Source organism: Parendozoicomonas haliclonae, from assembly GCF_900174585.1.
Classification (GTDB): domain Bacteria; phylum Pseudomonadota; class Gammaproteobacteria; order Pseudomonadales; family Endozoicomonadaceae; genus Sansalvadorimonas; species Sansalvadorimonas haliclonae.
This window is the reverse complement of record NZ_FWPT01000001.1, coordinates 579164-591815: the sequence shown is the minus strand read 5'-3', so window position 1 is coordinate 591815 and position 12652 is coordinate 579164. Positions and strand designations below refer to the sequence as shown.

The window sequence follows — 12652 nt, the reverse complement described above, 5'->3', positions numbered from 1 at the left end:
TGAGCCAGAACAATGGCCATAACATAGCCATCAGTTCTGGTTTCGCGCTGCCTTCTCATCATGGCCAGATAAACCAAAGCGACGGCTCAGTTCATCCAGCACTTCCTGGGGGCCAGCCCCCAGGTGAGACAGCATAACCAAAGAATGAAACCACAAATCTGCCGTTTCATATACTACATTTTGCAGGTCGCCGCTGGTGCCGTCGGCCTGCTGAGCATCCTTGGCCGCCAAAATCGTCTCAGTGGCCTCTTCCCCCACCTTTTCAAGGATTTTGTTCAACCCTTTATGGTGAAGGCTGGCCACATAGGAGCTCTCAGGGCTTTCACCCTTACGCTGCTCCAAAACGTCTGCCAACTGCTGCAGTATATCCTGATGATTGCCTTTCATTATTGATTCTCCACAAACATCAGTCACTAAACATCGGACTTGTAAATATCACCCGGTGCTTTTTTTACCGGCTCTACCGGCTGCCAGCTGAGCTTGTCCCCAGCCTGCAACTCTTTATAGAAACAATGCTCCCGCCCGGTATGACAGGCAATACCACCACGCTGACGAACCCGCGCCAGAATCGCATCGCTGTCACAGTCCAGACGCAGATCCACCAGCTCCTGCGTGTGGCCTGATGTCTCACCCTTGCGCCAGAGTTTATGACGGGAACGTGACCAATATATGACAAAGCCTTCCCGAACTGTGGCTTCCAGTGCATCACGGTTCATCCAGGCCATCATCAGCACCTTCCCGGTGTCCACATCCTGGGCGATGGCCGGAACCAGACCATCACTGTTCCAGCTCACCTCATCCAGCCATGCTGAAGACATCTTCTCCCCTCCTCTCAATAATTCCCGGTCAGCTATTGTGACCTGAGAACAGGTAGCCCCCCAGACCACCCAACAATACGATCCCCACGCCTTCAGCTGTCAGCCCCACAGTCTGATGAGCCAGCCATGCAGCTCCGGCCAGAGCCGCAAGCCCCAGCCAGCGGCCATAACCTTTGGGAACCGGCAAAACAGACTGCGGCTTGGCAGACGTTCGCCCGCGCAGAGTATGAATATCTTCCATCAACTGATGAGCCAGCATAGGGGCCTGCTCGATCAGCTCTGGCATATTTTCATTGATACGCTTGAGCACCCCGAGTGGTGCCACCCGCTCTCGCATCCATTTTTCCAGATAAGGCTGAGCAGTGGCCCACAAATCCAGCTGAGGATAGAGTTGCCGTCCCAGCCCTTCAATATTGAGCAGGGTCTTCTGAAGCAATACCAGCTGCGGCTGAACTTCCATCTGGAAGCGACGGGCCACCTGAAACAGGTTCAGCAGCACCATACCAAAGGAGATTTCTGCCAGCGGCTTTTCAAAGATCGGTTCACAGACCGTACGAATTGCCCCTTCCAGCTCATTCACCCGGGTATCCGCCGGAACCCAGCCGGAATCAATATGCAGTTTAGCCACCAGTCGGTAGTCCCTGCGGAAGAACGCCAGCAGGTTACGGGCCAGATAGCTTTGATCTTCCGGTGTCAGGGAACCCACGATGCCACAGTCGATTCCAATATATTGCGGGTCTTCCGGATTCTTTCGGGAGATAAAAATATTGCCGGGATGCATATCGGCATGGAAGAAGCTGTCACGAAATACCTGAGTGAAAAAGGTTTCCACCCCGCGCTCTGCCAGCAGTTTCATATTGGTGCCCTGCTCACGCAGCTCATCAATATTGGTCACCGGAACGCCATCAATACGCTCCATCACCATGACTTTTTCACGGCAGTAATCCCAATACACCTTCGGGATATAAAGCAGATGAGAGTCGAGGAAGTTACGACGTAGCTGGGACGCATTGGCTGCTTCGCGCTGAAGGTTCAATTCGTCCAGAATGGTGCTTTCATAATCAGCCACCACTTCAACCGGACGCAGGCGTTTGCCATCAGCGGTCAGGAAGATCAGACGGGCCAGCATATAAAGCAGGCTGATATCTTTTTTGATGGTCTTTTGGATCTTCGGTCTTACGACCTTCACCACCACCTTTTCACCACTGTGCAGAACCGCACCATGCACCTGAGCCACAGAAGCGGAAGCGATTGGTTCCCACTCAAACGACTGAAACAGTTTATCAACCGGCTCGCCCAGAGCCTGCTCAATAATAGCTACCGCTTCTTCGCTGCCGAATGGCGGTACCTTATCCTGCAACTGGGCCAGCTCAATGCCAATATCGTCCGGAAGAATATCGCGACGTGTGGAAAGGATCTGGCCAAACTTAACGAAGATGGGGCCAAGCTCGGTGAGAGCAAGCCGCAGACGCTCGCCTCTCGAGCGATCATTTTTAATCCAGCGCCAGGGCAGGCAGTTCAGAAACAAACGCCCATACCAGGGCAGCATTTCCTTATCGACCAGATTATCAAGGCGGTAACGAGCCACCACGCCAATAATGGTGATTATTCGAGACAAACGCACCACGCGCTATTTACTCCCTGTCTGAGGCGGACTGATCCTGCCTCTCCATCAAGTCTTTATCCAGACGAGCCACCCTCGCCTGTAACCGGTCAGCGGCCAGACGCAGTTCATCCAGGTCTTCACGGAACGCATCCACTTCCCCAACCGGGGGCAGCACACGTAACTCCTCCTGAATAAACTCGGGAAGATTAGTCAGCATGATATCTGCGGTTTTACGGGCCGAACGATGCCCCGAGCGCACAACGGAACCCAGCATATGGGCAAAAATACCGCCGGTGTATTTCGCCAGCTGACCTTCCCAGTCAAAGTCGGCTTCCCGAGCAATCGCCGCCGCGGTATTCAGAAGATCACTGTTTCCGGTCAGAGTGATGCCCGATTGTTGCAGGAACACCAAAGGCTCATCGGACAAAGCCAGACGCATCAGTTCAACGGCTGATCCTTCCAGCCTGCAGTCCACCTCATGTTCCCACACTGCGAGGATGGTGGGCTTTTCACCCATGCGGACATAAATATCCAAGACAGGTGTCGTAGAGGAAACCTGCAGCACCCGGTCATCCAATGCCTGTAGACGCTGAGCAGTCACAGTATCGAGTTGAATAATACGGGCAGCGGCCTGTTCAAAGGCCATGCGGGCAGCCACGCCAGGCATACTGGATAACCAGCCGCCCGCCTGCTCCCCATTGGAATCTTCGCTCATGGCTTGATGCCCTTGTGCAAAGCAACCACGCCATCGGTCAGATTGTGATACCCGGTCTTAACAAAGCCGGCGTCTTTCATCATCCCTTCCAGAGTGTCCTGATCAGGGTGCATGCGAATGGACTCAGCGAGATAACGGTAGCTTTCCGCATCATCGGTCACCAGCTTGCCCATCATTGGTAAAGCAGAGAACGAGTAGGCATCGTAAACCTTGCTGATCACATCATGGCGTGGCTTGGAGAATTCAAGAATCAGCAGACGTCCGCCCGGACGAAGAACCCGCAACATGGAGCGGATAGCTGCATCTTTATCGGTCACGTTACGAAGACCGAAAGAGATGGTCACCAGATCGAAGGTGTTATCAGCAAACGGCAGACACTCTGCGTTGGCCTGCACATAATCGATATTGCCGATAATGCCCTGATCGGTGAGTTTGTCCCGGCCGACCTTGAGCATGGAGTCATTGATATCTGCCAGAACCACCTTCCCCTCGGGCCCGACAATCTCAGCGAACTTCATCGCCAGATCACCGGTACCACCAGCAATATCGAGCACCTTCTGCCCTTTGCGGATGGCGCTCAATTCAAGGGTAAAGCGTTTCCACAGACGATGAATGCCCATAGACATAAGGTCATTCATCAGGTCATAACGACCTGCAACGGAATGGAAAACGTTGGCGACAAGTTTTTCCTTGTCTTCACTATCTACGGTTTTGTAACCGAAATGGGTTTTGTCCCTGGAGTGCTGTTCGCTCATTGGATTTCTATGGTCATTGCCTGACTTCAGTGGCTCCATTCTATCTGCGAGCAGCACGTACCACAAAGGATATAGATCAGTAAAACAACCTAAAGCAAACGGACAACACTTACATCAGGATCGCGAGAAGCCTGCGCTTCTTCCAGACGGCCCAGATAGTCTTGCCAGTTCTCATCCTGCTTTTCGCCCAGCTCGCACAGGTATTCCCAAGTGTAGATACCGGAATCATGGCCATCATCAAAGATCAGCTTCAGGCCATAGTTGCCTACCGGCTCAATAGCCTTGAGGGAGACATGCATTTTGCCGGTCTGCAGAACATCCTGCCCGACACCATGACCTCGCACTTCTGCCGACGGGCTGAACACCCGCAGATATTCACAACTCAACCGCCAGTTACGACCATCCAGATAGCCCAGTTCCAGTTCACAGGACTTTTTGTGGAGGTTAATTTTGTTTGGGATAAAGGCGCTCATACATTTAATCTACAAAAACAGCCAATCTACAAAAGCAGCCTATCGACAAAAACAGCTCAGTGTTTTCACAGTCAAATCTGGCAGCAGAAATAAAAAATCCCCGGTATGAAACCATACCGGGGATCAGTAAAGCAGAAATCCCGATTAGAGGATATAACGGCTCAGGTCTTCATCCTGCACCAGATCACCCAGATGCTTCACAACATAGGCTTCATCAATGCGTACGGATTCACCGGCAGAGGCCATATCAGCTGCAGAGAAGGAAACCTCTTCCAGCAGACGCTCCATCACGGTGTGCAGACGACGGGCACCAATGTTCTCGGTACGCTCGTTCACCTGCCAGGCGACTTCAGCCACTTTGGTCAGGCCATCATTGCTGAACTCGATATCCAGACCTTCAGTCTTCATCAGCGCCTTGTACTGCTGAGTCAGCGCCGCGTTTGGCTCGGTCAGAATACGCTCGAAGTCCTGAACGCTCAGAGCTTTCAGTTCTACACGAATTGGCAGACGGCCCTGCAGTTCCGGAATCAGGTCGGACGGCTTGGCCAGATGGAAAGCACCGGAAGCGATGAACAGGATGTGATCCGTCTTGATCATGCCGTACTTGGTGTTCACGGTGCAGCCTTCGATCAGAGGCAGCAGATCGCGCTGAACACCTTCACGGGATACGTCAGCATTGGTGCTGCCGGAACGCTTGGCAACCTTGTCGATCTCGTCGAGGAAGACAATACCGTTCTGCTCAACGGACTGAACAGCCTTGGTCTTCAGCTCTTCTTCGTTAACCAGTTTGCCGGCTTCTTCGTCCTGCACCAGCTTCAGGGCATCTTTCACCTTCAGCTTGCGGCTCTGCTTACGGCCTGCGCCCATGTTAGAGAACATGCTCTGCAGCTGGTTGGTCATCTCTTCCATGCCAGGAGGCGCCATAATCTCTACGCCCATTTTGGCTTCAGCCACATCGATCTCGATCTCTTTATCGTCAAGATCACCTTCGCGCAGCTTCTTGCGGAACATCTGGCGGGTGCCGTTTTCTTCACGGGGCTGGCTTTCTTCGCTAAAGCTGCGAGCCGGCGGCAGAAGGGCATCCAGAATACGGTCTTCGGCAGCATCCATTGCACGGTGCTTAACCTTTTCCATCTCCTGCTCACGCATCATCTTGATCGCAGCATCCATCAGATCACGAACGATGGATTCCACATCGCGACCAACATAACCCACTTCGGTAAACTTGGTCGCTTCGACCTTGATGAACGGGGCATTAGCCAGACGGGCCAGACGACGGGCCACTTCGGTCTTACCAACACCGGTCGGGCCAATCATCAGAATATTTTTCGGGCTGATCTCGTTACGCAGGTCGGCATCAACCTGCATACGGCGCCAGCGGTTACGCAGAGCGATCGCCACAGCACGCTTGGCTTCGTCCTGGCCGATAATGTGTCTGTCCAGTTCATGGACGATTTCGCGGGGCGTCATGTTAGCCATAATACTTAATTCTCGGAAACGGCAATCTCAGAAACAGCGGCACGCAGGCGGCTGTTACTCGCTGTCCAGTTCTTCAATTCTGTTGGAATGGTTGGTGTAAACACAGATATCGCCCGCAATCTTCAGGCTCTTCTCGACCACTTCGCGGGCAGAGAGATCGGTGTTTTCCATCAGGGCGATAGCCGCTGAACGCGCGAAGTTGCTGCCGGAACCGATAGCCAGAATGCCATCATCGGTATCCATCACATCGCCATTACCGGTCAGGATCAGAGAGTCCTTGCTGTCGGCCACAATCAGCATCGCTTCCAGACGCTGCAGGGTACGATCAGCGCGCCACTCTTTAGCCATTTCAACAGCCGCTTTCTGCAGCTTGCCCTGGTGCTTTTCCAGATGGTTTTCAAAGCGCTCGAACAGGGTGTAGGCATCTGCGGTACCACCGGCAAAACCGGCCAAAACCTTGCCACCATAGAGGCGGAGAACCTTACGGGCTGTTCCCTTGATCACGGTGTCACCCAGGGATACCTGACCATCACCACCTACGACAACCTTGCCGTTCCGGCGCACGGAAAGAATGGTTGTTCCTCTGAACTGTTGCAAGGGAAACTCCTGCGAATAAATTTGCTTACCGGGGATATGGGGCAGAGTGACCGATATTTCAAGCTTCCAGCGAAAGAAATCTTCAATCGGCCCGGTTTTCGCAATAGCCGGCACAGGAGTTATGCGCTCGGACAATACTTCCGCAACTTACCAGGTTCCATTGATGTAAAAACGGTAACAGCCCCTTACAATCCGCGCGCGGTGAGCTGACTGCTACAGGAACCTCTCACCACACGGAGATAGCACGCCTGCAGTGATCCCGCACAAGGGCTGCCTGGACCTACCCAGAGTTAGGACGTTGTATATGGGTACCATGGAACAATTATCCCAACGGATAAACAGTAAGATAACCAGGGAAACAGGCGAAGACGGTCAGGTCAGCCTTTCAGAAGAGAGTCGAAAACACAGCGGGCTAAGGTTTCGCTACGGCTGGACCCTCAACTACGGCCTGAATTACCAGTCTCTCGGCAATCGCTCCCCCCGAGGAGGTTATTACTGCGGCTCGCCTGAAAGGGCACGGAGTGACGCCACCTCCCAGATGAACAAATACAAGTCCGGGGCGGATCCTTCCTTTCTGAGACTTCTAAGAAGCAAGGTGTCCAATACGCTGTCCTCATTCCGCACCCACAATATGGTTCTGGGGAATGATGGGGATCTCTATTACGGCTCCGAAACCTGCACCTCCTGCTCAGGTCGTGGAGAAAACAGCTGTACTTCCTGCAATTACTCATCCGGCTGGACCACGTGCAACAGCTGCTACGGTCGTGGTTATTACCACGACACCCAGTACATCAATGGCCGTAATGAAACGGTCAGACGCACCTGCTCGGTCTGCTACGGCAATGGCAAGACCCGCTGTTATACCTGCAGTGGCAGCGGCAAGGTTCAGTGTTCGTCGTGCAACGGCAGTGGCGAGCACTATTACGGCTATTACATTACCGTTACCGCCGACCGCGGCACCAACTTTGTTATCAAAGATGATACGCCTCACAGCTGGACGCTGGATTTTCTGAAGGCCAAGGGGCTGGAGTCCAGTCATTACTTTACCGAGATAGAGATCAAGGAACTGGAGGCCGGCCATAACGGTTACTCCGTCGCCTATGAAATGCACTCGGTGCTACCGACCCTGCAATACAAGGCCACCATTCCGGCCGGCTCAACAGAGATGCGTTTTATCGGCGAGAACGATGACATCTACGACGCTGGATGTGTCATGGATGCCAGTTTCTGGGAACGGGCTATCAACCTGGGCGCGGGCAGTGTGCAGCGGGATAAAAATATTCTGGCGCTTTCCGGAGTTAAGAAGCTTCTCAAAAAGCATGAGTCCGACAATTATGCGGACCTGATGTCTGATAACTGGATTTCCAAAGATATCTATAAAGCCTTCACTGAGAAGTATGAAACCTTCGTCGGCAGCTTGAGCAAGCAGAACAAAAAAGGATTATGGAAAACGATTATCCTTGGCTATCTGCTAACCCTGCTGACCTTAACAGTTCCGGTCTTTCTGATCGGCGTGTTCTCCCCGGAAGCGGCCGTTGAATTCAACTGGTATCTCCATGACTACTTCCGCAATGTTTCCGAGCTAAGACCCTGGGCGCTGCAAAACACCCTTCCCTCTATGCTGGAAGAAATGATTGATGGTTATTACCGGAAGTGGGACAGTCTTGCTGTAGCAGCTTTGGCGGCTTACGGGTTTACCAAACTGGTGCAATTTATCCATCGCAAAAAACACTCGAAGAAAGAGACCTTCTTTAGCTTTCTGGTCTGGTTCTGGCTGCTGCCTTACTTCTTCAGCTGGATTGCCATGATGATTAACCTGACTGTAAATAATTTTGGTGATACCCCGTCCAAAGATGTGGAATGGTATATCTACTGCATAGCGCTCGTTTACAACAGCCTGCCGGAAATATTCCTGTTCTCGGCAGCCATTGCTTTTGTGGTTTTAAACTGGCGTTACTGGAAAAAGAAATCCAATCGGATTCAACAATACGACTCCGAGATATTAAACAGCCGCTTCAAGCTCAAAGCCAAATCATAACCACATTAGCTGTATGAATAAGTCCTCTCCCTAGGGGACTTACTCTTTCTCTAACCATCTGGTTAGTTATAACCGTCACTACGCCCTTTCAAATACTGTCTTAATGTTTCCGGAAAGGAGACTTGGACATGTTAGAGCTACCCAGACAGGTCATTATGGCCCAGAGTTGTATCACTGTAGTCAACCAGATGATTACAAGTCACCCAGACCAAACATGCATTACCATGGAATTTGAAACCCCTATGGACTGCATGTTTTTTGAGCACACGGTGACCTTTATTCAGTCTCTTGGCAGGGTAAACACATACTATCCTCGACTAGTCGCCCCACTTAGGTTGGTCAAGGATATAGGCGACCGATCAACCCAGCCACGCAGTCCGACAACAGTCCTGCTCTTCCGCCTCAACACTACAAAAGAATTTCCTTTAAACCCGCTAAAACGTAAAGGGACGTTTGAAGAAAACAGTGATGGTATTAAAACGTTACGCTTAACTCCCCCTGATGAAGATGAGATTAAGGTTGAAGGTGAGGGCGAGAATAATCACGATCCGAATATGCAGGTTGATTCTCCTGACAGTGACTCGGAAACAGAATCTTTGTAAAGACTCCCACAGCTCAACCTTTCAGTTTATTTACCATCGTCAAACATAAAGAAAACACACCGTTTTTCTTGCGCCTGATCAAAGCCTTTTGTGGAGCTAGCCTTGCCTGATTACAGATAGCCGGTAAACAGTTCCCTGAGGGCATCACCGGGATCTTCCGCCCGCATAAAGGCTTCCCCGACCAGAAAACTGGCCACCTTATGGTCAAACATATCCACCACATCACTGTGGGTATGGATACCGCTCTCCGTGACCACCAGCTTGTCGTCTGGAATACCATGCAACAGTGAGTAAGTGGTCTCCAGCGTAACATCAAAGGTGTGCAGATTACGATTATTAATGCCGAGCAGACGGTTATCCAGCTTTAAGGCCCGTTCCAGCTCATGGCCATTGTGCACTTCTACCAGCACATCCATGCCCAGTTCCTGCGCCAGTTTATTGAGGTCACCCATCATCACATCATCCAGACAGGCGGCTATCAGCAGGATACAGTCCGCACCCATCGCCCGAGCTTCGTATACCTGATAGGGTGCAACAATAAAGTCCTTGCGGATCACCGGCAGGCTGCAGGCCTTTCTGGCTTCCACCAGAAAGTCTTCATGCCCCTGAAAGAAATCCCGATCGGTCAGAACCGAAAGACATGCGGCTCCTGCCTGTTCATAGCTTCTGGCAATCTCAGCCGGACGAAAGTCTTCCCGAATCACACCCTTGCTGGGTGAAGCCTTTTTGATCTCAGCAATAATTCCGGCACGACCAGCGTTCACCTTGTTTTCAATCGCCTGCACAAAACCACGTGGTGTTTCGGCCTGAGCCGCTTTCTTCTGCAACTCTGCAAGAGGAACATTGGAAGAACGCTCGGTAATTTCCTCCCACTTACGGGCAACGATCTTCTTCAGAACTGTAGGCGTATCAATCTGACTGCTCATTTCCATGCACCCTTACACTCGAATCATTCTTCGCCAGCATCAGCAAAAACACTGGTAAAGTGGGCCAGTTCCTTCATCTTTTCCAGCGCAAGACCGCTGGCAATCACATCCTGTGCCACAGCAACACCTTCCTGCAGACTGGCAGCAACACCGGATACATAAATTGCAGCGCCAGCATTCAGAGCGATCACATCTGCCGCCTTCCTGGCGTACTTACCTTCCTGCTTGCCCAGCACATCCTGAATCAGGGCCAGAGAGGCTTCAGGGCTATCCACATCCAGACCAATCAGACTCTGGCTATCAATGCCCACATCTTCAGGCTTAATGGTGTATTCCGTCACCTCACCATCTTTCAGCTCAGCCACACGGGTTCCGGTCGCCAGACTGATCTCATCCAGACCATCAATAGCATGTACGACCATGACATGACGATTGCCAAGACGCTTCAACACTTCTGCCATTGGACGACACAGTTCACCACTGAACACGCCGATCAACAGATTGGGAACATCAGCAGGGTTGGTCATCGGGCCGAGGATATTCATGAAAGTGCGGATACCCAGCTCTCTGCGCGGACCAACGGCATATTTCATGGCGGCATGATGGTGAGGAGCGAACATAAAACCGATACCCAGCTCTTCAACACAGCGTTTCACCTGCTCGGAGTTGATATCCAGATTCACGCCCGCCTGCTGCAGAACATCGGCACTGCCGGAACTGCTGGAAACACCCCGATTACCATGTTTGGCAACCGCTGCGCCAGCGGCTGCAGCAACAAAGGAAGAAGCGGTGGAAACGTTAAAGAGGTTGGCACCATCTCCACCTGTGCCAACAATATCCACCAGATGATCAGCCTTGATCTCTACCTTGGTGGCCAGCTCGCGCATAACCGTGGCAGCACCGGCAATTTCATCAATGCTTTCACTCTTCATGCGCAGCGCCACCAGAAAAGCACCAATCTGGGCCTGTGTGGCACCGCCGGTCATAATCTGACGCATCACGGCTTCCATCTCATCATAAGTGAGATCCAGATGCTGAACTGCACGACCAATGGCTTCTTTAATATCCATACTTCACTCCACTGATATCTGGTTAACGGCTTAAACTTTCATTTTTAAAAAGTTGGCCAGTAAGTCGTGGCCGTGGTCAGTCATGATCGATTCCGGGTGGAACTGCACCCCTTCAATCGCCAGCTCTTTGTGACGCAGTCCCATGATTTCATCCATGGAGCCGTCTTCATTCTGTGTCCAGGCGGTAATCTCAAGACACTCAGGGAGCGTCGCCTCATCAACCACCAATGAATGATAACGAGTACAGGTAAACGGGTTTTCCAGGCCGGCAAACACCCCTTTGCCTTCGTGATAAACCGGCGACAGCTTGCCATGCATCACCTGGCGCGCCCGGATCACATCGCCGCCAAACACCTGTCCCATGCTCTGATGACCGAGGCAGATACCCAACAGTGGTACCTTGCCGGCAAAGTGACGAATCGCTTCCATAGAGACACCAGCCTCATTCGGGGTACACGGGCCCGGGGAGATCACAATATGATCCGGCTTCAGTGCTTCAATCTGTTCCACCGTAATTTCATCATTCCGGTAGACCTGAACATCTGCTCCCAGCTCAGCGAAATACTGCACGACGTTATAGGTAAAACTGTCGTAATTATCGATCATCAAGAGCATCAGTCTCTCTCCGCAATCCTAGGAAGCAGAACGGTTCCGTTCTGCGTTCTCCAATTGTTTCTGCAACCGTATCAAACTGTCCTGGGTGGCTTTCAGCTCCTGCAGGATTTCACTCCGGGTCGGCTCCCGGGTCAGGTCCTGCAGTTTTTCGGCTTTGGCTTCATCCAGATTGTTCAATACCACCGCAATAAATAAGTTGATCACCACAAAGGTGCCACACACTACAAAGCTGACGTAGTAGACCCAGGCCCATGGATAGACTTCCATGGAGGCGTACATGACATCCGTCCAGTCTTCCAGAGTCACTATCCGAAACAGGGTCAGCAGGGAAATGCCCAGACTGTTCCAGTGGGTCGGATCCACCTCGCTAAACAGATGAAATCCGGCGACAGCGTAGATGTAAAAGATCACCATCATCAGCATGACCACATGGCCCATGCCGGGGATTGAGCGAATCAGCGTCGATACAATCAGTCTTAATTCCGGGAAGGCTGATACCAGCCTTAACACCCGTAACAGTCTCGCCAATCGTGCCAGCGTTGCCAGCGGGCCAACCGCCGGAATCAGGCTCAGCACCGTGACGGTAAAATCAAAACAGTTCCAGCCATTGCCAAAATAGCGGCCCAGTCGTGGTGCCACTGCCGTCATTTTCAGCACGGCTTCAATAACAAAGGCACCCACCACAATCTGATTCAGCAGAACAAACCAATCCCCGAAGGCAGCAACAATACCGGGATCAGTTTCCAGACCAATCACCAGTCCGTTCACAATAATCAGGCCGATAATCAGATTATTAAACCAGCCCGAATCGACGATGCCCTGTATGGCCTGCTGCCAGGGTTTTACTGCTGCGCCCTCTGTTCCAGCCTTTATCACTCTTGTTCTCCACACAAAAATTATTGTTCTGATATTGAATTTTTTATCGAACAATCATGCGTGGACAACATGGCAGTTACAA

At 51.8% G+C, this 12652-nt stretch carries 14 protein-coding genes; 2 read left to right on the top strand and 12 right to left on the bottom strand.

Annotated features, from left to right (window positions below; translation table 11 throughout):
* Nucleotides 1–30: 30 nt before the first annotated feature.
* The 8 genes from EHSB41UT_RS02805 to hslV all read right to left on the bottom strand — a co-directional run bounded on the left by EHSB41UT_RS02805 (nt 31) and on the right by hslV (nt 6443).
* Nucleotides 31–387 carry a phosphoribosyl-ATP diphosphatase gene (locus EHSB41UT_RS02805; RefSeq protein ID WP_087106651.1) on the bottom strand — a complete coding sequence of 119 codons (357 nt, stop codon included), beginning with the start codon at nt 385–387 and terminating at the stop codon, nt 31–33.
* Nucleotides 388–413: 26 nt separating this feature from the next.
* On the bottom strand, nt 414–818 hold the full coding sequence (gene hisI, locus EHSB41UT_RS02800; RefSeq protein WP_087106650.1) for a phosphoribosyl-AMP cyclohydrolase: 405 nt from the start codon (nt 816–818) through the stop codon (nt 414–416).
* Between the two features lie 28 nt (nt 819–846).
* On the bottom strand, nt 847–2445 hold the full coding sequence (gene ubiB / locus EHSB41UT_RS02795; protein ID WP_087106648.1) for a ubiquinone biosynthesis regulatory protein kinase UbiB: 1599 nt from the start codon (nt 2443–2445) through the stop codon (nt 847–849).
* A gap of 7 nt (nt 2446–2452) precedes the next feature.
* Nucleotides 2453–3139: a ubiquinone biosynthesis accessory factor UbiJ gene (locus EHSB41UT_RS02790; protein ID WP_087106646.1), complete on the bottom strand. Its 687-nt coding sequence runs from the start codon at nt 3137–3139 to the stop codon at nt 2453–2455.
* Entirely contained in the window at nt 3136–3894 is a 759-nt protein-coding gene (gene ubiE, locus EHSB41UT_RS02785; RefSeq protein WP_087106644.1) for a bifunctional demethylmenaquinone methyltransferase/2-methoxy-6-polyprenyl-1,4-benzoquinol methylase UbiE, read from the bottom strand. The genes EHSB41UT_RS02790 and ubiE overlap by 4 nt, the downstream gene beginning before the upstream one ends.
* Nucleotides 3895–3983: 89 nt before the next feature.
* Nucleotides 3984–4367, bottom strand: a complete 384-nt coding sequence (locus tag EHSB41UT_RS02780; RefSeq protein ID WP_087106642.1) for a gamma-butyrobetaine hydroxylase family protein — start codon at nt 4365–4367, stop codon at nt 3984–3986.
* A gap of 144 nt (nt 4368–4511) precedes the next feature.
* Nucleotides 4512–5846 carry an ATP-dependent protease ATPase subunit HslU gene (gene hslU, locus EHSB41UT_RS02775; RefSeq protein WP_087106639.1) on the bottom strand — a complete coding sequence of 445 codons (1335 nt, stop codon included), beginning with the start codon at nt 5844–5846 and terminating at the stop codon, nt 4512–4514.
* 54 nt (nt 5847–5900) lie between these two features.
* The gene (hslV, locus tag EHSB41UT_RS02770) at nt 5901–6443 is read right to left on the bottom strand and encodes an ATP-dependent protease subunit HslV (RefSeq protein ID WP_087106904.1); all 543 of its coding nucleotides are present in this window, start codon (nt 6441–6443) and stop codon (nt 5901–5903) included.
* A 304-nt stretch (nt 6444–6747) separates the two neighbouring features.
* Here hslV and EHSB41UT_RS02765 point away from each other — a divergent pair, with 304 nt between their 5' ends.
* The gene (locus tag EHSB41UT_RS02765; RefSeq protein WP_133060368.1) at nt 6748–8481 is read left to right on the top strand and encodes a DnaJ-like cysteine-rich domain-containing protein; all 1734 of its coding nucleotides are present in this window, start codon (nt 6748–6750) and stop codon (nt 8479–8481) included.
* A 224-nt stretch (nt 8482–8705) separates the two neighbouring features.
* Nucleotides 8706–9083, top strand: coding sequence for a hypothetical protein (locus EHSB41UT_RS02760; RefSeq protein WP_133060367.1), 378 nt, complete (start codon nt 8706–8708; stop codon nt 9081–9083).
* A 110-nt stretch (nt 9084–9193) separates the two neighbouring features.
* On the opposite strand, the gene trpC is transcribed toward EHSB41UT_RS02760, so the two are convergent.
* Genes trpC through EHSB41UT_RS02740 form a run of 4 tightly spaced genes read right to left on the bottom strand, consistent with a single transcriptional unit; the run spans nt 9194 to nt 12570 of the window.
* The gene (trpC, locus tag EHSB41UT_RS02755; protein WP_087106634.1) at nt 9194–10009 is read right to left on the bottom strand and encodes an indole-3-glycerol phosphate synthase TrpC; all 816 of its coding nucleotides are present in this window, start codon (nt 10007–10009) and stop codon (nt 9194–9196) included.
* 23 nt (nt 10010–10032) lie between these two features.
* Nucleotides 10033–11079 carry an anthranilate phosphoribosyltransferase gene (trpD, locus tag EHSB41UT_RS02750; protein ID WP_087106632.1) on the bottom strand — a complete coding sequence of 349 codons (1047 nt, stop codon included), beginning with the start codon at nt 11077–11079 and terminating at the stop codon, nt 10033–10035.
* Between the two features lie 30 nt (nt 11080–11109).
* Nucleotides 11110–11694, bottom strand: coding sequence for an anthranilate synthase component II (locus tag EHSB41UT_RS02745; protein WP_087106630.1), 585 nt, complete (start codon nt 11692–11694; stop codon nt 11110–11112).
* 18 nt (nt 11695–11712) lie between these two features.
* Entirely contained in the window at nt 11713–12570 is an 858-nt protein-coding gene (locus tag EHSB41UT_RS02740; protein ID WP_207626546.1) for an ion transporter, read from the bottom strand.
* Nucleotides 12571–12652: the final 82 nt, after the last annotated feature.

What these genes read in the sequence shown, in the direction of transcription:
- EHSB41UT_RS02805 (WP_087106651.1), bottom strand. Translation starts at nt 387, where the DNA reads ATGAAAGGCAATCATCAGGATATACTGCAGCAGTTGGCAGACGTTTTG.
- EHSB41UT_RS02780 (WP_087106642.1), bottom strand. Translation starts at nt 4,367, where the DNA reads ATGAGCGCCTTTATCCCAAACAAAATTAACCTCCACAAAAAGTCCTGT.
- hslU (WP_087106639.1), bottom strand. Translation starts at nt 5,846, where the DNA reads ATGGCTAACATGACGCCCCGCGAAATCGTCCATGAACTGGACAGACAC.
- EHSB41UT_RS02760 (WP_133060367.1), top strand. Translation starts at nt 8,706, where the DNA reads ATGGAATTTGAAACCCCTATGGACTGCATGTTTTTTGAGCACACGGTG.
- trpC (WP_087106634.1), bottom strand. Translation starts at nt 10,009, where the DNA reads ATGAGCAGTCAGATTGATACGCCTACAGTTCTGAAGAAGATCGTTGCC.
- ubiE (WP_087106644.1), bottom strand. Translation starts at nt 3,894, where the DNA reads ATGAGCGAACAGCACTCCAGGGACAAAACCCATTTCGGTTACAAAACC.
- trpD (WP_087106632.1), bottom strand. Translation starts at nt 11,079, where the DNA reads ATGGATATTAAAGAAGCCATTGGTCGTGCAGTTCAGCATCTGGATCTC.
- hisI (WP_087106650.1), bottom strand. Translation starts at nt 818, where the DNA reads ATGTCTTCAGCATGGCTGGATGAGGTGAGCTGGAACAGTGATGGTCTG.
- EHSB41UT_RS02765 (WP_133060368.1), top strand. Translation starts at nt 6,748, where the DNA reads ATGGGTACCATGGAACAATTATCCCAACGGATAAACAGTAAGATAACC.
- EHSB41UT_RS02745 (WP_087106630.1), bottom strand. Translation starts at nt 11,694, where the DNA reads ATGCTCTTGATGATCGATAATTACGACAGTTTTACCTATAACGTCGTG.
- EHSB41UT_RS02790 (WP_087106646.1), bottom strand. Translation starts at nt 3,139, where the DNA reads ATGAGCGAAGATTCCAATGGGGAGCAGGCGGGCGGCTGGTTATCCAGT.